The sequence below is a fragment of the Brevundimonas lenta genome (assembly GCF_014196335.1).
GTDB lineage: Bacteria > Pseudomonadota > Alphaproteobacteria > Caulobacterales > Caulobacteraceae > Brevundimonas > Brevundimonas lenta.
In genome coordinates this window covers 789,077-807,658 of record NZ_JACIDM010000002.1, presented here as the reverse complement: position 1 = coordinate 807,658, position 18,582 = coordinate 789,077, and the positions used below count along the sequence as shown (strand labels likewise).

Here is an 18,582-nt window from a genome sequence, read left to right as displayed (position 1 = left end):
CCCATCTTTTTGTCCATGCGCGCGGCCAGACGGCCGACCGCAGGTTTGTCATGAGCGCAATCTCCCAACCGACCCCAACCTCCGCTCTCGTCCTGTTCTCCGGTGGGCAGGACAGCGCCACGTGCCTGGCCTGGGCGCTGGAGCGGTTTGTGCGCGTCGAGACCGTCGGCTTCGACTACGGCCAGCGTCATTCGGTCGAGATGCAGGCGCGCCTGGACGTGCGCGAGGGCATGAAGCGCGCCCTGCCGCAGTTCGCCGACCGGCTGGGCCCTGACCACGTCGTCGATCTGACGGGCTATGGCAAAATCGCCGAAAGCGCCCTGACCGCCGAGCGCGCGATCGAAATGGACGAACGCGGCCTGCCCACGACCTTCGTGCCGGGCCGGAACCTGGTGTTCCTGACCTGCGCCGCCGCCCTGGCGGATCGTCGTGGGCTGGAGGTGCTGGTCGGCGGCATGTGCGAGACCGACTATTCCGGCTACCCCGACTGCCGCCGCGACACGATCGAGGCGATGGCGCGGGCGTTGAGCCTGGGCCTCGACAAGCCGGTGATCATCGAGACGCCGCTGATGGCCCTGACCAAGGCCGAGACCTGGGCGTTGGCCGAGCGGATCGGCGGCAAGGCGCTGGTCGATCTGATCGTTGAGGACAGCCACACCTGCTACCTCGGCGACCGGGCCACGCGCTTCGGCTGGGGCTACGGCTGCGGCAAATGCCCGGCGTGCGAGCTGCGGGCCAACGGCTACGGCGAGTGGGTGGCGCGCCCGTGACCTACTCAGCCAAGGAAGTCTTCCTGACCGTGCAGGGCGAGGGCGGGCAGGCCGGGCGTCCGGCCGTCTTCCTGCGTTTCGCCGGCTGCAATCTGTGGAACGGGCTGGAGCGGGATCGCGCCACGTCGGTCTGCACCTTCTGCGACACGGACTTCGTCGGCGTGGACGGCGACGGCGGCGGGAAGTTCACGACGGCCGACGCCCTGGCTGATCATGTCGCGGCCATGTGGCGGGGCAGGGCGGGGGACCCGAAGCTGGTCGTCTGCACGGGCGGCGAGCCGCTGCTGCAGCTGGACGCGCCCCTGATCGACGCCCTGCACGCGCGCGGCTTCGAGATCGCCATCGAGAGCAATGGCACGCTTGAAGCCCCCGACGGCGTCGACTGGGTGTGCGTCAGTCCCAAGGCGGACGCGCCGGTCGTCCAGACCCGCGGCCAGGAACTGAAACTGGTCTTCCCCCAGGCGAAGGCCATGCCCGACCGGTTCGAGGGGCTCGAGTTCGAGCGCTTCTGGCTGCAGCCCATGGACGGCCCTGACCGCGAGGCCAATACGGCCGCGGCCATCGACTACTGCCTGACGCACCCGCAATGGCGGCTCAGCGTCCAGACCCACAAATACATCGGCGTGAGATGAGCGTTTTCGAGATCACCAAGGCGGCCACCTTCGACGCGGCCCACCACTTCCCCAACGAGCCCGACGGCAGCCCGTACCGGCGCATGCACGGCCATTCGTTCTCGGTCGAGGCGACCGTGCGCGGCGAGGCCCTGGACGGTCATGGCTGGGTGGCGGACCTGGGCGCCCTGGACCGCGCGCTGAAGGCGGCGGCGGAGGAGCTGGATCACGGCCTGCTGAACGACAAGCCGGGGTTGGAGCTGCCGACCCTCGAACACCTGTGCCTGTGGTTCGCCAATCGCCTGAAGCCGGAGTGGCCGGGCCTGTGCCGGATCGCCGTGGCGCGGCCGACCATCCACGAGCGCTGCGTCCTCAGCCTGTAGAAATTGATCCCGGTTACCGTCGCCTGGCGGCGAAATGTCCGTTTCCGGACATTGGAACACCAGCGTTCTCCGCATGTTTCATTACGGGAAACAAGCTGGGCGTTAACATGGCCGGGAATACAACGCAGGGCGTTCTGATCGCGCACGGGCATCCGATGTGCCGGAACGGGCTGCGTGCGATCGCCGTCGACGATCTCGGCCTTGAAGTTGTGGCGTGCGCCGACGCCATGGGCGTTGTAGTCGATTGTCTGCGCAACAAGGCCGATGTTTCGGCGCTGATCATCGCCAGGGACCTTCCGGGCCTCGGCGGCGACGCGGGCCTTCGGGGCATTCGCCTGGAGTGGCCCTCGCTACGGACGCTGGTGATCTGCTCTCTGCTGGATCGCGACATGGCCCTCAGCGCGCTGTCCGCGGGCGCCCACGGCTGCGTCTCGATGGAGGCGACCTCGGAGGAACTGGCGGCGGCCTTCACTCGCGTCCTTTCGGGGCAGACCTATGTGCCTGAAGTGATCAGCGGCCCGCCGACGCGGCGGAAGGCTGACGGGGAGGGACGCTCGAAGTTCGACAGCCTCAGTCCCCGGCAGCGCGACGTCATCGCCGGGGTCATCGCGGGGAAGTCCTGCAAGCAGATCGCCCGGGACCTCGAAATCGCCGAGGGCACGGTCAAGATTCACACCCATGCGGCCTACAGGGCCTTGGGCGTCCGAAACCGGGTCGAAGCCCTGGTCGCGCTCAGGGACGTTGGTTGATCAGCAGCTCTGGCCGCGCTCGCGACGCTGTTCGCAGCGGCGCTGTTCGCGTTCGTACTCGCGCTGTTCGCGCTCGCGCTTGAGTTTGGTCTCTTCGTCCGAGGTCGTCACCGCGTCGACGCCCGCGCCCAGCACGGCGCCCGTGACCTTGGCCGTTCCGCCGATCACGGCGCCGGTCGTGCCGACCACGGCGCCGACGATGCAGCCCTGAAGCATCAGGGCTCCGGCGAGGACCGCCGACAGGGCGGCGGCTTTTCTGAACGTGTTCGACATGGCGTTGCTCCCGACCGGAGCAGGGTTAACCGCCAATGGTGAATGCAGTCTGACGCCGCTGTGGTGAAAGCAGGGCGCGATCAGGCGGCCAGACCGGCCTCAGCCTGCGCTCTCGGCTTGCGACCGCGCTTGCGGGGCGCCAGCGAGCGGGAGGTCATCTCCTCAAGCTGGGCGATCCAGTCGGCCGCGCCGACCGGTCGGCCGGTCGAGTAGGAGCGGCGCAGGGCGGAAACGGCCTGTGCATCCTCGGGCTCGGCGAGGAAGCCCGCGAAATTGCCGACCCGGTCGAGGATGGGGGTGACGTCGACGACGTCGTCTTCGCGGGCGGTCAGATGGGCGGCGACGCTGGACCAGCGCCATTCCGCCGCCGTCTCCACCAATCGGCAGCGCACGGGATTGAGGGACAGGTGCCGGACCGCTGTCAGCAGATGCTTCTCATCGAGGACCGCCGAGCTGAAACGGCCCTGCCACAGGTGGCCCGTCTGTCGGAGGCGGGTGTTGATCCGGGCGGTGTAGCGCCGGTGCGCCTCGGCGAAGGTCGCCCGCAGACCGTCCGCATGGGTAGGGGTCATGACGAAGTGGACGTGGTTGGGGAGCAGGCAGAACGCCCAGATGGCGGTGCCGGCGCGGCGCGCGGCGGCGTCCACCAGGTCGAGATAGGCCTGATAGTCGTCGTCGCCGAAGAAGACCTGCTCGCGACGATTGCCCCATTGGGAGACGTGGTGGGGAAGGCCTGGCGCAACCACCCTTGCCAATCTGCACATGCGATCCTCCCCGCGCTTGCCCCAACCTTGCGGTGTGTCGGCGCGTCGGTTCGCGTGAGTCGCGGAGACGAGCGGAACCGGGCCGGAGCCCACCAATATCCCGGTATCACGCTCTCGTAATCCGCACCGATCCTCCTAAGCCGTTAGTGATACGCCATTAAAATCAACCACCAATCCACTTGGACTAAGTAGAAACCTATACTGTCACCGAAATAGGATAATTCTATACCAGTCATAATCCGGTCAAATATCGAGACAAAACCGCCTCCCATCTAAAACGGGAGTGCCTCTATTGGACCCGAAGACTTATCTTGTTCTTCTCCATTTGATCGGGCTTGTCGTAGGGCTCGGAAGCGTCACCACGCTTGATATCTATTTGCTGAAATTCCTGCGCGGCGACACCGTCACCAAATCCGATGCTCACCTTGTCGACCTCGTCGCCAAGCTCGCGGGCCTCGGCCTGCTGTTCCTGTGGATCTCCGGGATCGGCTTCCTGGTCATGGCCTGGTTCAACAATCCGCAACTGCTCACCAGTCCGAAGGTGCAGGCCAAGCTGCTTGTCGTCGGCATTCTGACGATCAACGGCGCCTTCCTGCACTTCAAGGTTCTGCCGCAGGTCGAACGCGCCGTCGGCCGCCCGCTGTTCTGCCGCTCCGGCGCGCGCAGCGACCGGATATGGATGCGCGTCTGTGGCGCGGTCTCCGCCGCCAGCTGGTGGACGCCCTTTTTCCTCGGCACGGTTCGTGAGCTGAATTTCGCCGCTCCGATCCACGTGTTCCTGGCTGCCTATGCCGTCCTGCTGGCCGTGTGCCTGATCGGCTTCACCGTCGTGGAGCACTACCTGTCCACCCGCTGGGCAAGGTCGCATCCCGGCGTGGCGCCGGACGTGGCGCCGGCGGTTCATGCCGCTCCGGCCGCGCTCTTGTACGCCAAGGCTGCAGACGATCGCCCAGCGATCGGACCGTCGCCGGTCGTGGCCGCGGAAGAGAAGTCGTTCGCCCGTTCGCATGAGGATCAAGTCGATCTGCACGACGATCTCGACCGCCGCATTCGCGAGCGCCAGATGCGGGCGGCGCGACGTCGGCTGGGCGCCTCGGATGCCGAGGCGGGGGATGACGCGGGCGACGCCGCGCGGCACTGAAGCGTAGTCCCGTAATGAAGAGGGCGCTCCGTCATCCGACGGAGCGCCCTTTTCTGTGTCGCGTGGTGGGCGGCGAGGGGTTCGAACCCCCGACCCCCTCGGTGTAAACGAGGTGCTCTGACCAGCTGAGCTAGCCGCCCCTTGGTGCGCCCCGGTCGATCAGAACCGGAAGCTAGCCCGCAGGAACAGCATGTAGCGCACGTAGTTGTCGAGCATCTCGGCATCGGCGCTGACCGACAGCATGCCCAGCTCGTTGCCGACGTTCAGACGGAAGCCGACGATCGGACCGCCGCCTTCGATGGTATCCGGGCTGAGGATGAAGTCCGGGCCGGTCGAGTTGCGGAAGCGGGCGATGGTCTCGCCCGGATCGACCGAGAGGTTCTGACGCCAGCCGAGCCGCAGTTCCGGACGCAGCCAGCTGGTTTCACCCATGGCCATGCTGACGTTGATCGCAGCGGTGGCCGAGAACAGGTGGCCGTCGCGGTCGTCGATCTCGAGATCGAAGCCGTCGCCGCCGCCTTCTTCCGAGTGGCCGTCCTCGCTGAGCGAGAAGTACTCGGCGTAGATTTCCGGACGGACGCTGAAGCGACCGAACTCGCGCTCGTAGGACGCGCCGGCCGCGGCGGCCAAGGTCAGGCCGTTCCAGTCGGACGTGGTGGTCAGGTTCAGGCCGGCGCCGACCAGGCGACGCTCGGACTCGAAGGAGGCGTAGCCCGCGGCCGCGCGGGCCCAGGTGGTCCAGTACTGGCCCTGGGCGCGCCAGTAGAGGCCCAGCTCCAGCAGGCTGGCCGACAGGACTTCCTCGGCCTCGGCCTCGGGATCCTCGAGGTCGGACGAGGTGAAGGCCACCGAGAAGCCGAGGGCGCCGAGGCCCGTACCGCGCTCGACGCCGCCCGCGACGCCGAAGCCTTCCGAGCGGAAGCCGTAGGTGTCGGTGCGTTCCTTGTCGGCGTAGAAATTGATCTCCTGCACCCACGCGCTGGTTTCACCCGGCGCGGCGGCGGCGTTGCGGCCGGTCAGGGCGCGCGTCACGGCGTCCACGCCCGACGCCAGCGAGACCAGCGGACCGCCCGAGTGGTCGGGCAGGAGCTGTTCGTACAGGTTGATGAAGTCGTCGCGGCCGGTCTGGGCCAGGAAGGCGTCGCGGATGTTCTCGGCGCCGTCGATGCCCAGGGCCGTGTAGAAGGAGTCGTACATCGACGCCTCGACCGGGATCATCCCCGCCTCTTCGGCCGTGCGGCGACGGACGTCGGCGTAGACCAGGCCGTTCGGCACGTCGGCCCCGGCCTGGACCACGTACAGGAAGGGCGAATTCTCGGCGACCGAGCTCAGGTCGACGTTGCCGAGGTTCAGCGTTCCCGCGTCGATCAGGGTGAAGCGTTCGGTCGGATCCTGCAGCAGCGAGTTGAAGCGCATGCCCAGGCTGGCGCCGTCGGCGAGCGTCGCCGTGCCCGAAACGATGAAGCCGGTGTTGGTGGTCGTCTCGGGATCGACGCTGACGATCAGGGTGCCGTCGCCGCCGATGTTCATGCTGGTGACGTTCATCGCCGCCGTCTGGCGGGCGTCGAGCGTGCCGTTGGCGATGTTGATCGCCAGATCGCCGCCGCTGTCGCTCAGCGCGCCCGTGACGACCGCGCCGCCCGAGATCGAGAGAGTGTCCGCGCCGCCGCCGAACGAGATGTCGCCGGTCACGGTGCCGTTGCGGATGTCGAACAGGTCCGCGCCCGAGCCCAGCAGCACGTTGCCGACCATGACAGGTTCGTTGTCGTTGGGGACGCCGTCGCCGTCGCTGTCGGGATTGGTTGCGGACGGCGTACCGGTGATGCCGTTCTGCAGGACCGTCACGCCGGACGTGTTGTTGCGAACGTCGATGGCCGTGGCGGTGCCGGTGAGGGCGCCCGTGCTCAGGTTCGGCGTGACGCTGGCCTGGATCGACTTGGTGTTGGTGATCGACGTCAACGTGCCGCTGAGGTCGAGGACGGCGGTCACGCTGGAGACACCGCCCGAGGCGACGGCGACGATGCTGCCGTTGTTGTTCAGTGCGGGAACGACCGCGTCGTCGTCGATGCGGATGGCAGTGGCCGTCGCCGTGGCGACGTCGCCCGTGACGCCGGCCGTAATAGTGCCGGTGTTGGAGATCAGCGGGGTGCTTGCCCCGTCGCCCAGGCGGACGGCGGTGGACTGGCCCTCGGCCGAAAGGGTGGTGATCGTGCTTTCGTTGCGGAAGCCACCGTTCAGCTGCACCGTCTGGCCGGTGTTGCCGACGACCACGCCGTTCGCGTCAATGCCGTCATAGACGCCGTTGCCGTTGATCGCGCCACGGTTGATGAAGCCGAAGGCGTTGTCGCCCGTGCCCACCACGCCGATCGTGATGCCGCGGCTTTCCGAACCGATCTGGATGGCCGGGGCCTCGCCGAAGATGGTGACCGCGCCGATGTTTTCGGCGGCGTCCGGCACCCCGTCGTTGTCCTCATCCGGATTGGTCGCGACAGCGTCGGCCGGCGGACGATCGATGACGATGCCGCCGCCAACGTCGGCGGCGACGATCACGGCCGGGCCGGCCTGGAGCAGGTCGTTCGGGTCCAGCTTGTCGATGAACGCCTGGCTGCCGCGGGTCGTGTAGCGATAGCCGGTGACGTTGATGTCACCTTGCAGACTCAGCCGGCCGGCGACGTCGCCACCGACCGAGATGGCCGTGGCGTCCTCGCCGCGCGCCAGAACGCCACCGACGTTCATGAAGTCGCCGCTGATGGCGCCCGTCGTGCGGATGCCCACGGTGTCGTCGCCGAACACCCGGATATTGCCGCGGTTCAGCAGCCTGCCGGTCAGGTTGGATTCGAGCGAGATGCCGTACGAGGCGTTGCCGTCCACGGTGATCGAGCCGCCCTGACCGATCAGCAGGTCGCCCGTGACGGTTCCGCCGGGCGCGTAGCGGACGCCGTAGCGGCCCGAGCCGGTGGCCCAGTCGCCGTCGACGTCACCGTCGTTGTCCGTGTCCGTGTAGTCGCCGATCGTGTCGCTGACGACGATGGCGCTGCCGATGTTCAGCGTGGTGGTGACGCCCGGGTTGACGAGGACGGCGGTCGAACCGTCCGCCGCGCTGGCCATGGTGACCGTGCCGCCGTCCATGGTGAAGTTGTGGCTGCTGTCGACCGTGACCGCGGCGCCGCTGGAAACGTTGATCGCGCCGTTGGTGGCCAGGCGGATGCTGTCCGCGCCGCTGCCCGTCGCGTTGGACGTCGTGATCGGCGTCGTGCGGGTGGTCGAGATGACCACCTCGGCCATAGCGCCGGAAGCCGCCAGCAGGGGAGCGATCGCCACCGCGGTCGCGAGCAAAATACGCATTCGGAAGAAACCCCTGTGGTCTGCGCGCAGAGACGCCGGCGATCCTCTAACAGGGACCATGCCAGCCTGCCTCAAGTTTCTCGAATTTGAGGCGAATGCAAGGCCGAACGTGCCTGGGGTGTGCCGGAACGAAGCGGGGCTATTGCCAGAATAGCGATCAAAGTGATATCATTTTCATATCGACTTTCAGGGAGAGGGCCATGACGACCACCCATTCAAAATCCACCGAACGCCCGGCCTCGACGGCCAACGGCATTCTCATGTTGCTGGTCGGGCTGGCGCTCATCATCGGCGGTCCGGTCCTCGTGGCCCAGGATCCCGACAACATCCCCATGCTGCTGACGGGGATCTTCGCGGCCATCGTCGGCCTGCTGCTGCTCTGCGGCCTGTACTCGCTGCAGCCTAACGAGGGCATGGCGATTCTGCTGTTCGGCGACTACCGCGGCACCGATCGAAAGACCGGCCTGCGCTGGGTCCTGCCCTGGTACAGCCGCAAGAAGATCAGCCTGCGGGTCCGCAACCTCACCAGCGACAAGCTGAAGGTGAACGACAAACGCGGCAATCCGATCGAGATCGCGGCCAACGTCGTCTGGCGCGTCGAGGATTCGGCCCAGGCCCTGTTCGACGTCGACGACTACCAGGCGTTCGTGAACATCCAGGTCGACACCGGTCTGCGCGACCTGGCCTCGCACTACGCCTACGATCACGGCGAGGAGCACGAGCTGACCCTGCGCGCCGACGCCGAGGACGTCGCCACCCGCCTGCGCGACGAACTGGTCGGCCGGGTCTCCCGTGCGGGCGTCTCGATCGATGAAGCGCGCCTGGCGCACCTGGCCTACGCCCCGGAGATCGCCGGCGCGATGCTGAAGCGTCAGCAGGCCGAGGCGGTGCTCTCCGCCCGACGCCTGATCGTGCGCGGCGCCGTCGGCATGGTCGAGAACGCCCTGACCGACCTCGGCGAGCGCGGCGTGGTCGAGCTGGACGAGGACCGCAAGGCGATGATGGTGTCCAACCTGCTGGTGGTGTTGTGCGCCGACCGGGAGGCCCAGCCCGTCGTCAATACCGGCACCCTGTACGGCTGATATGGCCCAGGGCCCGAAAGCCAAGGCCAGGAAGCCTTTCCTGATGCGGGCGTCTCCGGGCGTGATGGCGGCGGTCGAGAAATTGGCCGCCGCCGAGCTGCGTTCGGTCAACGCCCAGGTCGAGGTCTTGCTGCGCGAAGCCCTCACGCGCCGCGGTCTTTCAACTACCGAAGACGGTCCGGCGACGGACGACGCTTGAGCTTGACCGCCAGCGGCGCTACGGCCCGCTGATGGTCAAGTCGCATATGTCCCGCGTCCGCAAGGCCCGCCGCATCCAGAAGCGGGTCCGGCGCGTTGGTGCTGCCAATGTCAGCGCAGCGGAGCAGGAACTGATGAGTTTGGCCGGGCTTGAGGTCCAGGAGGGCGAACTGCGCCTGATCCCGGGCTGGGACGAGGAAGTTTCCGACACCCTGAAAGCCACCAAGGCCGCCGGCGAGGACGAACGTCCCCGGCTGGTCGACACCACCATGCTGTACGCGCCGCGTTCGGGCGGGGTGAAGCGCTACCTCCTCTCCAAGAAGGCGTGGCTCGAAGCCAACCGCCCGGGCATCGCCCATTCGCTGGTGGTGCCGGGCCAGCACCACAAGGCCGGCCCGGACGGCATCGTCCAGCTGCACGCCACCAAACTGCCGTTCGGCGACGGCTACCGTTGGCCGACTTCGGTGCGCCGCTGGGGCGCCTGGGTCGCGTCGCTGAATCCGTCGATCATCGAGGCGGGCGATCCGTACACGCCGGGGCAGGGGGCTCTCGAGGCCGGCCAGCGCGCAGGCTGCCCGGTCGTTGGCTTCTGCCACTCGGATCCTGCGGGCCTCGCCGCCCTGCATTTCGGCGAATGGGCCAAGAAGCCGGTCGAGAAGCGCTGGGCCCGCCTGTTCGGCCAGTTCGATCGCGTCGTTTCGCCCAGCCGCTACATCGCTCGTCGTCTCGAAGAAGCGGGCATCAAGGACATCGTCATCCAGCCGCTGGGCGTCGAGATCGACACCTTCCGCCCGGATCGGCGCGACCGCGACTGGCTGCTGAAGAAGCTGGGCCTGCCTTCGTCTGCGCGGGTGCTGTGCTTCGCCGGCCGTCCGGCGCGCGAGAAGAACATCGATGTGCTGATCGAGGCCGTCCAGAAGCTGGGCGACCCCTATCACCTGGTGCTGGTCGGCGCCGGGCAGGGTCTGCCGGCCGAAGAGCGGGTCATCTCCCTGCCGTATGAGGCCAACCCCAAGGTCGTGGCCAGGATCATCGCTTCCTGCGACGCCTTCGTGCACGCCAACGACAAGGAGCCGTTCGGCCTGATCGTGCTGGAGGCGATGGCCTGCGGCCGTCCCGTGGTCGGCGTCAACGCCGGCGGGGTGAAGGAGACGGTCGACAACAGCGTCGGCCAACTGGCCGCCTCCGCCGATCCCGACGCCTACGCCGAGGCCATCGAGGCGCTGTTCGCGCGCGATATCGAGGCCCTCGGCGCCGCGGCCCGCCAGAAGGCGGTCGAACGCTTCGCCTGGAACCGCGTGTTCGAGGACCTGTGCATGACCTACGCCGACGTGAGCGGACAGACCGCGTTCGCGCGGGCGGACATGGAAGAAGCGCTGAACTGACCGCCGTGCGGTGTCCCTGAACACAGGACACTTGCCCGGCGCACGCCGCGGACGTAGCCCTTGTGGAAACAGGGACTCGCCGATGAAACGCCTTCTGCTCGCCGCCGCGCTCTCGTTGCTGACCGCCGGCTCGGCCATGGCCCAGACCGTCTACATCGTCCGTCACGCCGAGAAGGCCGACGCCAGCGCCGATCCGGTGCTGTCGCCCGCGGGCGAGGCGCGGGCAGGCGCGTTGGCCGCCGTCATGGCGGACACGCATCCCTCGCTGATCCTCGTCACCCCGCTGCAGCGCACGCAGCTGACCGCCGCGCCGACGGCCGAGTATCATTCGCTGACGCCCGAGGCCGTGCCGTTCGACGGCGGCGCCCAGGGGCAGGCCGACGTGATCGCCGCCCGGGTCGCGGCCCTGCCGGACGATACGACCGTGCTGATCGTCGGCCACAGCAACACCGTGCCGCTGATCGTCCGCGCCCTCGGCTTCGGCGCAGCGGCCGACATGCCCGAATGCGAGTACGACCGGATGACCGTCGTCACGATCAACGGTGAGATCGTCACCGGCGACGTCAGCCGCTACGGCGAGGCGACGGTCTGCTGACGCAATAAATGCCGGGTAATATTGACGGACATATTTTGTCCGGGTAAATCGACGCCGTTCCGCATGGGCAGGCCATGCGCGGCGTGGACGCGATGACGATGCAGCACGACCTCACCCAGGGCTCGATCAGCCGGCGCCTGCTTGGCATGGCCGCCTTCATCGGCCTCGGCCTGCTGTTCCAGACCCTCTATTTCCTGATCGACCTGTATTTCGTGGCCGGGATCGGCCCGGACGCCATTGCCGGCGTGGGGCTCGCGGGTGTGGTCTTCTTCCTCGTCATGGCGGCGGCGCAGATGGTCGCCGTCGGCTCGCTGTCGCTGATCGCGCGTGGCATCGGGGCGAAGGATTTCCAGCAGGTCGACGGCGTCTACCGCCAGTCGATGATCATGTCGCTGGGTCTCTCCGCGCTGACCCTCGCCGGGGGCTACGGCTTCGGCGGCATGGCCATCGCGTCGCTTGCCGCGGATCCGGAGACGGCGCGACAGGGGACCGCCTACCTGTACGGCTTCCTGCCTGCGCTGGCCCTGATGTTCCCCACGGGGGCCATGGGCTCGGCCTTGCGGGCGGCGGGCGTGGTTCGCCCGACGATGCTGATCCAGACCGGGACCGTCGTCCTGAACGCCATCCTTGCCCCGGTGTTGATTGCAGGGTGGGGCTCGGGCGTACCGCTGGGCGCGTTCGGGGCCGGCCTGGCCAGTTCGGTGGCGGCGCTCGCGGGCTTCATCGGCGCGGTGTGGCTGTTTGGACGGGTCCAGACCCTGATGACCGGTCCGCTGCGGCTGGCGAAGCCGGATCGGGCGGTGCTGTCGCGCATCGTCGGCATCGGCCTGCCCTCGGCGGCCGAGTTCCTGCTGATGTTCTGCACCATGGGCGTCGTCTACGCGGTGATCCGCAATTTCGGAGCCGAGGCCCAGGCCGGGTTCGGCGTCGGCTCGCGCGTCATGCAGTCGGTCTTCCTGCCGGCCATGGCCGTGTCCTTCGCCGTGGCCCCGGTCGCGGGTCAGAATTTCGGCGCCGGCCTGCCGGACCGCGTGCGGCGCACGGTGCGCGACGCCGCCGTCATCAGCACGGGCCTGATGCTGGTCCTGACCCTGGTCTGCCAGTGGGAGGCCCGCTGGCTGGTGGCGCCGTTCACGCCCGACCCGGCGGTGGCCGAGGTCGCCTCGACCTATCTGCGCATCGTCTCGCTGAACTTCGTCGCCACCGGCCTGATCTTCATCGCCTCGGGCACGTTCCAGGCGCTGGGCGACACCCGGCCCGCCCTGGTCGGCAGCGTGCTCAGGCTGGTGGTGTTCGCCGGCGGCGCCCTGTGGCTTTCGGCCCAGCCGTGGACGCGGCTGGAGCATTTCTGGTGGCTGTCGGCCAGCGCCGGCCTGCTGCAGTGCGTCGTGGCGCTGTTCTTCCTCCGGCGTCAGCTGAAGGTGAAGCTGGCCGGCCTGGTCCCGCCGGCGACCGCTTCGGCCGCCGGTCAGGCCTGATCAGACGTCCAGATCGGCGACCGCGAAGCGGGCGTTGTCCTGGATGAACTGGTAGCGGGCCTCGGCCTTCTTGCCCATCAGACGCTCGACCAGATCTTCGATCTCGGCCTCGTCGGACGGCAGTTCGATCTTGGCCAGCGTCCGCTTCTTCGGATCCATGGTGGTCTCCTTCAGCTGGGAGGCCATCATCTCGCCGAGACCCTTGAACCGGCCGATCTCGGTCTTCTTGCCCTTGAAGACGGTCGCCAGCAGCTCGTCGCGGTGGGCGTCGTCGCGGGCGTACTCGGACAGGGCGCCCGCCTGGATGCGGTACAGCGGGGGCAGGGCCATGAAGACCCGGCCCTGACGGATCGTCTCCGGCATGACGCGGTAGAAGAAGGTGATCAGCAGCGCGGCGATATGTGCCCCGTCCACGTCGGCGTCGGTCATGATGACGATGCGCTCGTAGCGCAGGTCCTCGATGTTGAACCTGTTGCCGGGCTGAACGCCCAGCGCCAGCGCCAGGTCGGACAGTTCGACGTTCTGGCGCAGCTTGTCGACGGTGGCCGAGGCCACGTTCAGAATCTTGCCGCGAAGGGGCAGGATGGCCTGGGTCGTCCGGTCGCGCGCCTGTTTGGCCGAGCCGCCGGCCGAGTCGCCCTCGACGATGAAGAGCTCGGTGCCCTCGGCCGACTGGCGCGAGCAGTCCGACAGCTTGCCGGGCAGGCGCAGCTTGCGGGTCGCGGCGGCGCGCTGGACTTCCTTGTCCTTGCGGCGCTTCAGCCGGTCCTCGGCGCGCTCGATGACGAAGCCGAGCAGCTGGTTGGCCTGTTTGGGGCTTTCGGTCAGCCAGTGGTCCAGCGGGTCGCGCAGCAGCTGTTCGACCAGGCGCGAGCCTTCCGGCGACGACAGGCGGTCCTTCGTCTGCCCCTGGAACTCGGGGTTGCGGATGAAGACCGAGATCAGGGCGCCGGCGTTGGCGATGACGTCTTCGGCCGTGATCAGGCCGGCGCGTTTCTCGTTGGTCAGCTCGCCGTAGGCCTTGAGGCCCTTGACCAGGGCGGCCCGGAAGCCGGCTTCATGGGTGCCGCCGTCGGGCGTCGAGACGGTGTTGCAGTACGAGGAGACGAAGCCGTCGGCCTCGCCGAAGCCGATCGGGGACCAGGTCACGGCCCATTCGACCGCGCCGGCCTCGCCCTTGCGTTCGACCCGGCCGGCGAAAGCCGGGGTGACGGTCTCGATCTGGCCGATGCGTTCGGACAGGGCGTCGGCCAGACCGCCGGGGAAGTGCAGCAGGGCGGTTTCCGGCGTCGCGTCGGTGATCCGCTCGGGCGCGCAGGTCCATTTGATCTCGACGCCGCGGAACAGATAGGCCTTGGAGCGGGCCATCCGGAACAGGCGGGCGGGCTTGAAGGCCGCGCCGACGCCGAAGATCTCTTCGTCCGGGTGGAAGCGGATCAGGGTGCCCTTCTTCTTCGAAGGTCCGACCTGCTGGATCGGTCCCAGCACATGGCCCTTGGAGAAGGACTGGCGCCATTCGAAGCCGTCGCGCCAGACGGTGACGTCGAGGTGGTCCGACAGGGCGTTGACGACCGAAACGCCGACGCCGTGCAGGCCGCCCGACGTCTCATAGGCCTTGCCCGAGAATTTGCCGCCCGAGTGCAGCACGGTCATGACGACTTCCAGCGCCGACTTGCCCGGGTGTTTGGGGTGCGGATCGACGGGGATGCCGCGGCCGTCGTCGAACACCGACAGATAGCCGTCGGCGTCCAGATCGACCTTGATCACCTTCGCATGGCGGGCCACGGCCTCGTCCATCGCGTTGTCCAGCACTTCGGCGAACAGGTGGTGCAGCGCCCGCTCGTCGGTGCCGCCGATGTACATGCCCGGACGCTTCCGGACAGGCTCCAGGCCTTCCAGCACCTCGATCGACGAGGCGGAATAGCCCGTCGCGGCCGCCAGCGGGGCGGAGGAGGGGACATCGGCCGGCTTCGGCGTCGGCGCGGGTTCGGGCTTCGGCGCGGCCGCCTGGGGCGTCAACGCGGGCTCCACGGCAGGCACGGGAGCGGGTTCGGCCGGACGCGGCAGCGTCGGCTCGTCATCGAACAGCGAAAGGAGGTCGGCGGACTGGCCCATTCGGATACTGTGCGGCGATTCGGGGACCGGTCTGGTAGGCTCCGCGGGACCTCGGGGCAAGCGGGACCGCCTCTGCTGTGGACGACGGCAGGAAAGCGCGGGTCATCACGGCCAGGAACAGCACCCACGGCAGGCTCTGGTGGGTCAGCAGGATCGATTCCGACAGGCTGAGCACGAAGAAGGCGGCCAGGAAGCCCAGCGCCCACCAGCCTTCGCGCACGCCCGCGCCGCCGCTGCGGAACAGGGTGACGAGGAAGGTCGTGGCCATCAGCACGCCGGTCAGGATCGCGCCGGGCCAACCCAGTTGCACCAGCAGGTCGATCCAGCCGTTGTGCGCCGAGGGCACGGTCCAGCCGGTTTCCTTGCGCACCCAGTCGGCGGGGACGGACTCGCCCTCGCGGCCCCAGAAGGCGCCGTAGCCGTAGCCGGTCCACGGACGCTCGGCGACGCGACGCATCAGGGCTTCCCAGATGTCGGTCCGGCCGGTCAGCGACGGGTCCTTGCCCAGAGCCTCCAGCACGGCGACCGAGTGGGATTCCCAGATCCAGATGCCCGCGCCCGCGACGACGACGGCGGCCCAGATCGCCACGACGGTGAAGGCGGCTCCGCCACGGCGCAGGGCCCAGAAGCCGCCGACCATGCCGAGACCGATCATCAGGCAGAGCAGCGAGGTCTTTGACTGCGTCGCCAGAACCAGGCCGCTGGACAGGGCCAGGGCGATGGCGGGCGTCAGCCGGCGCGGATCGGGGGAGGCGAGGCAGGCGGCTGCGGCCGTCGCGCCGATCACCATCACCGCGCCCATCTGGTTCTTCTCGTACCAGAGCCCGCGCCACAGGCCGGCGTTCTCGAACTGGTGCACGCCGATCTCGGGGAAGGCGAAGACCATCACGATGCTGCCGACGGCCATGGCCAGCGCCGTATGCATCAGCAGGCGCGGCAGGTACGGACCGCGGAAGGCGGCGCCGAGGTACAGGGCGAACATGCCGCTGATGGCCAGGGCGATGACACGGCGGCTGGTGGTCTCGAAATCGATCGACCAGTAGCGCGAGGCGAAGGTCAGCCCCAGCAGCAGCACCAGGGCGATCGCCGCGGGCCACGCCCGCCACATCCGGTCGATGCGGAAGGCGATCAGCCCGGCGATGGCCGCATAGGCCGGCAACCAGACCAGGCGCAGCACCGGCGTCTCTTCCTGGGTGGGGGCGAATACGGGTCCGATCAGGGCGCCGGTCAGCATGGCGATGATGACGGCGCAGATCGCCGCCTCCCACCAGGTGGGAGCCGGGTCCGTCAGGGCCTCGACTGGACGTGACTCGCGCACCCATGCAGGGTCGGCGCTCAGGCTTAACGAAGGGTTGGGACGATGAAGGGCGACCTGCTCCGCAACCGCAGCGACGGGCATGCCCGCGTCGGCTTCGTCGAGCTGTTCTTCGATCTGGTCTTCGTTTTCGCCATCACCCAGATCTCGCACACCTTGCTGGCCAATCTGACGTGGCTGGGCGCGCTGCAGGCCGCCCTGCTTCTGGGCGCCCTGTGGTGGGCCTGGATCGACACCAGCTGGATCACCAACTGGCTGAACCCCGAGCGGACGCCGGTGCGGCTGCTGTTGTTCGTCCTGATGGGGGGCGGTCTGGTCATGTCGACCTCGCTGCCCGATGCGTTCGGCGACAAGGGCCTGGTGTTCGCCTGCGCCTTCGCCTTCATCCAGGTCGGGCGCGGCCTGTTCACCCTGTGGGCCGTGCGGGCCGAGCCGGTCATGCGGCGCAATTTCCAGCGCATCGTCATCTGGGCCAGCGTCGGCGCGGCGCTGTGGATCTCCGGCGGCCTGATGACCGGCGACATGCGCATGATCCTGTGGCTGATCGCCGTGTTCGGCGAGTTCGTCGCTCCGGCCTGCTATTTCTGGGTCCCGGGGCTGGGCCGGTCGCATACCCAGGACTGGAAGATCGAGGGCGAGCATCTGGCCGAGCGCGTCGGCCTCTTCATCATCATCTGCCTGGGCGAGTCCGTGCTGGTCACCGGCGCCACCTTCGCCGGCCTGGAGTGGACGCCGGACGTGGTCGCCGCCTTCGCCGCGGCCTTCCTCGGCACGCTCGCCATGTGGTGGATCTATTTCAACAAGGCTCACGACGCGGCGTCGGAGGTCATCTCCAGGTCCACGGACGCCGGCCGCGTCGCCCGTTCCGCCTACACCTACGCTCCCATTCTGGCGGTGGCGGGCATCGTCGTGACGGCGGTGGGCGACGAGCTGTCGCTCAGCCATCCGACCGGCCACACCAGCTTCGGCACGGCCGCGGTCATCGTCGGCGGCCCCATGCTGTTCCTGATGGGCGCCCAGGCGTTCAAATACGCCAGCTTCGGCAACTGGTCGCCGTCGCGCCTGACCGGCATCGGCCTGCTGGCCGCCCTGGCGGTGGTGTCCATGCTGCTCACGCCGCTGCAACTGGCCGCCGCCGCGACGGCGGTGCTGATCTTCGTGGCGACCTGGGAGACGATCGGCCATCCCCGGTACGTCACGCCCGGGGGCTGAGAAAGACAGTCGCGTCCTGCATCCGACGGGCCGTCTCGCGGCCTCAACTCCCGGGGAAGAGAGTCCCATGAACCGATACGCCCGCCGCCTGCAGTCGTGGACCGGCGCTTTCGCCGCCGCGGCCATCATCGCCGCCGGAACACCGGCTGCCGCCCAGGCGCCGGCGTCGTCGGCCGCTGTCGCGGAGATGGTGCGCACCTACGCCGCCGATCACGATTTCAACGGCACGGTGCTGGTCGCGCGGGACGGCGAGGTGCTGACCTTCGAGAGCTTCGGCTTGGCCGAGCGCGCCTTCGGCGTCCCGGCGGCGAACGACACCCGTTACTGGATCGCCTCGGTCACCAAGCTCTTCACCTCGGCGCTGATCATGCAGATGGTCGAGCGGGGGGAGATCGGCCTGCAGGCGCCGGTGCGGACCTACCTGCCGGACTTTGCGGGCGATCCCTCGATCACCGTTCATAGCCTGCTGAACCACACGTCCGGCCTGCCCAATCCGGACGCCGGGGCCGATCCGACGAAGGGCGTGCCGATGTACCAGCTGCCGCACACGCCGGCTCAACTGGTCGCCGACTACGCCAGCGCGCCCTTGGCGCACCCCGTCGGGACCCATTTCGACTACAGCAACGCCGACTACTACGTACTGGGCCGCATCATCGAGGTGGTCTCTGGCCAGCCGTTCGAAGAGGTGTTGAAGGCGCGCATCCTGACGCCCCTGGGCATGCCCGACAGCGGCATGCTGCGTCAGAGCGACATCATCCCCCGGCTGGCCAGCTCCTATTTCCGCATGGGCGACGACCAGCCGCTGATCAACGACCTGCCGGTCTACAACGAGAACTGGTTCGCCGGCGGGGGCATGTATTCGGACGCCGACGACCTGCTGACCTTCGCCGAGGCCCTGTACGGCGGCCGGGTGGTCAGCGCCGAAAGCCTGCAACGCATGCTGACGCCGGGGCTGGACGACTACGGCTACGGCCAGTGGATCTGGGACATCGAGGCCGGCGGCCGCAAATACCCGACCTACGTCCGCTTCGGCGGCGTCATGGGCGCCAACGCCGTGCTGTTCCGCGTCGGCGAGGCCAACGTGACGGTGGTGATCCTGTCCAACACCAACCTGACCGACATGGGCTCCTTCGGGCGGAAGGTGGCGGAGAAGGTGCTGGAGTAGG

The 18,582-nt window shown here is 68.2% G+C and carries 17 protein-coding genes and 1 tRNA gene; 12 read left to right on the top strand and 6 right to left on the bottom strand.

What is annotated here, in order from left to right; genetic code table 11:
- Positions 1-50 precede the first annotated feature (50 nt).
- Genes queC through GGR12_RS11565 form a run of 4 tightly spaced genes read left to right on the top strand, consistent with a single transcriptional unit; the run spans position 51 to position 2,513 of the window.
- Complete coding sequence (gene queC / locus GGR12_RS11580; protein WP_183204544.1) at positions 51-770, top strand: 7-cyano-7-deazaguanine synthase QueC; 720 nt, start codon at positions 51-53, stop codon at positions 768-770.
- On the top strand, positions 767-1,402 hold the full coding sequence (gene queE / locus GGR12_RS11575; protein ID WP_183204543.1) for a 7-carboxy-7-deazaguanine synthase: 636 nt from the start codon (positions 767-769) through the stop codon (positions 1,400-1,402). Before queC ends, queE begins: the two co-directional genes overlap by 4 nt.
- Positions 1,399-1,764 (top strand): 6-pyruvoyl trahydropterin synthase family protein, encoded by a 366-nt coding sequence (locus tag GGR12_RS11570; protein WP_183204542.1) that lies wholly within the window; start codon positions 1,399-1,401, stop codon positions 1,762-1,764. Before queE ends, GGR12_RS11570 begins: the two co-directional genes overlap by 4 nt.
- A complete protein-coding gene (locus GGR12_RS11565) occupies positions 1,707-2,513 on the top strand; it encodes a LuxR C-terminal-related transcriptional regulator (protein ID WP_183204541.1) in 807 nt (268 codons plus the stop codon). The genes GGR12_RS11570 and GGR12_RS11565 overlap by 58 nt, the downstream gene beginning before the upstream one ends.
- Here the strand turns inward: GGR12_RS11565 and GGR12_RS11560 are convergent, their stop codons facing one another.
- Both GGR12_RS11560 and GGR12_RS11555 read right to left on the bottom strand, forming a co-directional pair.
- Positions 2,514-2,786: a hypothetical protein gene (locus tag GGR12_RS11560; protein WP_183204540.1), complete on the bottom strand. Its 273-nt coding sequence runs from the start codon at positions 2,784-2,786 to the stop codon at positions 2,514-2,516.
- 80 nt (positions 2,787-2,866) lie between these two features.
- Positions 2,867-3,550 carry a transposase gene (locus tag GGR12_RS11555; RefSeq protein ID WP_183204539.1) on the bottom strand — a complete coding sequence of 228 codons (684 nt, stop codon included), beginning with the start codon at positions 3,548-3,550 and terminating at the stop codon, positions 2,867-2,869.
- A 292-nt stretch (positions 3,551-3,842) separates the two neighbouring features.
- Here GGR12_RS11555 and GGR12_RS11550 point away from each other — a divergent pair, with 292 nt between their 5' ends.
- The gene (locus GGR12_RS11550; protein WP_183204538.1) at positions 3,843-4,691 is read left to right on the top strand and encodes a hypothetical protein; all 849 of its coding nucleotides are present in this window, start codon (positions 3,843-3,845) and stop codon (positions 4,689-4,691) included.
- Between the two features lie 63 nt (positions 4,692-4,754).
- Here GGR12_RS11550 and GGR12_RS11545 read toward each other — a convergent pair.
- Together GGR12_RS11545 and GGR12_RS11540 are read right to left on the bottom strand one after the other, a co-directional pair.
- Positions 4,755-4,831, bottom strand: a tRNA-Val gene (locus GGR12_RS11545).
- A gap of 19 nt (positions 4,832-4,850) precedes the next feature.
- A complete protein-coding gene (locus tag GGR12_RS11540; RefSeq protein WP_183204537.1) occupies positions 4,851-8,036 on the bottom strand; it encodes an autotransporter outer membrane beta-barrel domain-containing protein in 3,186 nt (1,061 codons plus the stop codon).
- A 200-nt stretch (positions 8,037-8,236) separates the two neighbouring features.
- Between GGR12_RS11540 and GGR12_RS11535 the strand changes: the two genes are divergently transcribed.
- From GGR12_RS11535 to GGR12_RS11515, 5 genes are all read left to right on the top strand, one after another.
- Positions 8,237-9,118 (top strand): SPFH domain-containing protein, encoded by an 882-nt coding sequence (locus GGR12_RS11535; RefSeq protein WP_183204536.1) that lies wholly within the window; start codon positions 8,237-8,239, stop codon positions 9,116-9,118.
- Positions 9,119-9,161: 43 nt separating this feature from the next.
- Entirely contained in the window at positions 9,162-9,317 is a 156-nt protein-coding gene (locus GGR12_RS11530) for a type II toxin-antitoxin system antitoxin (RefSeq protein ID WP_246328858.1), read from the top strand.
- A 133-nt stretch (positions 9,318-9,450) separates the two neighbouring features.
- Entirely contained in the window at positions 9,451-10,701 is a 1,251-nt protein-coding gene (locus GGR12_RS11525; RefSeq protein WP_183204534.1) for a glycosyltransferase, read from the top strand.
- A gap of 82 nt (positions 10,702-10,783) precedes the next feature.
- Positions 10,784-11,296: a SixA phosphatase family protein gene (locus tag GGR12_RS11520; protein WP_183204533.1), complete on the top strand. Its 513-nt coding sequence runs from the start codon at positions 10,784-10,786 to the stop codon at positions 11,294-11,296.
- A 74-nt stretch (positions 11,297-11,370) separates the two neighbouring features.
- Entirely contained in the window at positions 11,371-12,774 is a 1,404-nt protein-coding gene (locus tag GGR12_RS11515) for an MATE family efflux transporter (protein ID WP_221212318.1), read from the top strand.
- Here the strand turns inward: GGR12_RS11515 and parE are convergent, their stop codons facing one another.
- Positions 12,775-14,889 carry a DNA topoisomerase IV subunit B gene (gene parE / locus GGR12_RS11510; RefSeq protein ID WP_183204532.1) on the bottom strand — a complete coding sequence of 705 codons (2,115 nt, stop codon included), beginning with the start codon at positions 14,887-14,889 and terminating at the stop codon, positions 12,775-12,777.
- Positions 14,852-16,207, bottom strand: a complete 1,356-nt coding sequence (locus tag GGR12_RS11505) for an O-antigen ligase family protein (protein WP_343053225.1) — start codon at positions 16,205-16,207, stop codon at positions 14,852-14,854. The genes parE and GGR12_RS11505 overlap by 38 nt, the downstream gene beginning before the upstream one ends.
- Before the next feature lie 42 nt (positions 16,208-16,249).
- Here GGR12_RS11505 and GGR12_RS11500 point away from each other — a divergent pair, with 42 nt between their 5' ends.
- Together GGR12_RS11500 and GGR12_RS11495 are read left to right on the top strand one after the other, a co-directional pair.
- Positions 16,250-17,416 (top strand): low temperature requirement protein A, encoded by a 1,167-nt coding sequence (locus GGR12_RS11500; RefSeq protein WP_183204530.1) that lies wholly within the window; start codon positions 16,250-16,252, stop codon positions 17,414-17,416.
- Positions 17,417-17,483: 67 nt separating this feature from the next.
- Entirely contained in the window at positions 17,484-18,581 is a 1,098-nt protein-coding gene (locus tag GGR12_RS11495) for a serine hydrolase domain-containing protein (protein ID WP_183204529.1), read from the top strand.
- Position 18,582 lies beyond the last annotated feature (1 nt).

Coding starts and splice junctions, on each gene's coding strand:
- queC (WP_183204544.1), top strand. CDS start 51: ATGAGCGCAATCTCCCAACCGACCCCAACCTCCGCTCTCGTCCTGTTC.
- GGR12_RS11570 (WP_183204542.1), top strand. CDS start 1,399: ATGAGCGTTTTCGAGATCACCAAGGCGGCCACCTTCGACGCGGCCCAC.
- GGR12_RS11560 (WP_183204540.1), bottom strand. CDS start 2,786: ATGTCGAACACGTTCAGAAAAGCCGCCGCCCTGTCGGCGGTCCTCGCC.
- GGR12_RS11555 (WP_183204539.1), bottom strand. CDS start 3,550: ATGTGCAGATTGGCAAGGGTGGTTGCGCCAGGCCTTCCCCACCACGTC.
- GGR12_RS11540 (WP_183204537.1), bottom strand. CDS start 8,036: ATGCGTATTTTGCTCGCGACCGCGGTGGCGATCGCTCCCCTGCTGGCG.
- GGR12_RS11535 (WP_183204536.1), top strand. CDS start 8,237: ATGACGACCACCCATTCAAAATCCACCGAACGCCCGGCCTCGACGGCC.
- GGR12_RS11530 (WP_246328858.1), top strand. CDS start 9,162: ATGCGGGCGTCTCCGGGCGTGATGGCGGCGGTCGAGAAATTGGCCGCC.
- GGR12_RS11525 (WP_183204534.1), top strand. CDS start 9,451: ATGAGTTTGGCCGGGCTTGAGGTCCAGGAGGGCGAACTGCGCCTGATC.
- GGR12_RS11520 (WP_183204533.1), top strand. CDS start 10,784: ATGAAACGCCTTCTGCTCGCCGCCGCGCTCTCGTTGCTGACCGCCGGC.
- GGR12_RS11515 (WP_221212318.1), top strand. CDS start 11,371: ATGCGCGGCGTGGACGCGATGACGATGCAGCACGACCTCACCCAGGGC.
- parE (WP_183204532.1), bottom strand. CDS start 14,889: ATGGGCCAGTCCGCCGACCTCCTTTCGCTGTTCGATGACGAGCCGACG.
- GGR12_RS11500 (WP_183204530.1), top strand. CDS start 16,250: ATGAAGGGCGACCTGCTCCGCAACCGCAGCGACGGGCATGCCCGCGTC.
- GGR12_RS11495 (WP_183204529.1), top strand. CDS start 17,484: ATGAACCGATACGCCCGCCGCCTGCAGTCGTGGACCGGCGCTTTCGCC.